The following is a 232-nucleotide window of genomic DNA, read 5'->3' as shown; positions in this document are numbered from 1 at the left end:
TCGGCGATGACATCAACGCCCCAACCCTTAGCTATGGTTGAAAGATCAACATACAGATTCGGGATATCCTTTGATAAGCCTTGCTCTGTAACAGACAGATGTTTAATCCCTACCATTTCACGTCGTGATGTTAATTCTTCATCGGTTGGCACTTTGTCAGGACGAGCTTCTGGACCAAACCCCCATAGATTAACCAAAGGGCCGACTGTTACATCTAGAGCGCCTTCTGTTA

1 protein-coding gene is annotated in these 232 nt (G+C 45.7%); it reads right to left on the bottom strand.

Annotated features, from left to right (window positions below):
• A partial coding sequence (locus AB4585_RS23670) for an FAD:protein FMN transferase (protein ID WP_372171209.1) occupies nt 1–232 on the bottom strand: 232 nt, incomplete at both ends.

The sequence above is a fragment of the Vibrio sp. 10N.222.49.C9 genome, assembly GCF_041474985.1.
Classification (GTDB): domain Bacteria; phylum Pseudomonadota; class Gammaproteobacteria; order Enterobacterales; family Vibrionaceae; genus Vibrio; species Vibrio crassostreae_C.
Note: the sequence above shows the minus strand (reverse complement) of the source record. Positions and strands in the feature narration are given on the sequence as shown.